Genomic DNA, 1058 nt, shown 5'->3' with positions numbered 1-1058 from the left:
CCCAGCGCACCCTGCGCACCACCCTGGCCGACCTGCCCGCCACCCTCACCGAGCACGCCGTCCGCCCCCCCGCCGTCTGGGTCGTCGGGGAGGTCGCGGGGCTCACCGCGGAGGGCTAGGGGCCACCGGTCACGGTCGCGAAGACCACCGTGTTGTCGGTGCTGGTCCCCGCGGCGTCGTCGAACTCGCCACCGCAGGTCACCAGGGCGAGGTCGGCCTCGGCCGGGTGCCCGTTGAGCGCCTCGGAGAGCGCCGGGGTCGCCTTGTCCAGCCCGGTGAGCGGCTCGGCCAGCACGGTCAGCCGCAGCGCCGCGCCGACGGCGTCGCGCAGCACCACCTCGTCGCCCGGGCGGAGCTCGTGCAGCCGGTCGAAGACGGCGTCACCCCCGTCCTGCTGGTGCCCGAGGACCACCGCCATCCGCCCCGACCCCGGCGCCGGGCCGTCGGACCACCACGAGGTGGTCAGCATCGACTCGGGGACGCCGTAGCCCTCGACGGTGCGCCCGGTGAACGGGTTCTCGTAGGTCACCGTCCCGCGGTGCTCGACGGGCGCGTCGACGCCGATCGCCGGGATGGCCAGCCAGGCCGGCTCGACCGGCCCGGCGGCCGCCTGCTCGGACAGCGCGAACACGTCCTCCCCGGCCGGGGGGCGGGCGGTGACGACCCACAGCACCGCGAGCCCGGCCGCCAGGACGACGACGAAGGCCGCGGCGGTGCGGAGGTCAGGCCCCCGGGTCGGCCGCACGGCGGGACCTCAGCCAGCCGGCGCTCCCCGCACCGGCCGCGAGCGCGACGACGAGGCCGGCCACCGCCGGCGGCAGCCCGTCGCCCTCCGCGTCCCCGGCGGTGGGCGCGTAGCCCGGGTAGGACACCGGCTGGGCGACCGGGTGCTCGACCGGCGCGGGCACCCCCGGCGCGGGGACGTGCGGCTCGGGCTCGGCCGGGGGCGGGGGCTCCTCCCCGGCGGGCGGCGCGGGCACGCAGGTGGGCAGGGTCTCGGCCAGCAGCTGCAGCCCCTCGACGACGGAGGAATCGGCGAGCACCGCGGGGTCGAACGC

The 1058-nt window shown here is 78.6% G+C and carries 2 protein-coding genes; both read right to left on the bottom strand.

The genetic code is table 11. The features are described 5' to 3' along the window. Positions 1–115: 115 nt before the first annotated feature. A complete protein-coding gene (locus E9565_RS21875; RefSeq protein WP_236836723.1) occupies positions 116–745 on the bottom strand; it encodes a class F sortase in 630 nt (209 codons plus the stop codon). Further along, positions 723–1058, bottom strand: a 336-nt coding sequence (locus E9565_RS21870; RefSeq protein WP_236836722.1) for a hypothetical protein, incomplete at its 5' end; no start/stop codon positions are given. The genes E9565_RS21875 and E9565_RS21870, both read right to left, overlap by 23 nt.

The sequence above is a fragment of the Blastococcus sp. KM273129 genome (genome assembly GCF_021698995.1).
Classification (GTDB): Bacteria; Actinomycetota; Actinomycetes; order Mycobacteriales; family Geodermatophilaceae; genus Blastococcus.
Note: the sequence above shows the minus strand (reverse complement) of the source record. Positions and strands in the feature narration are given on the sequence as shown.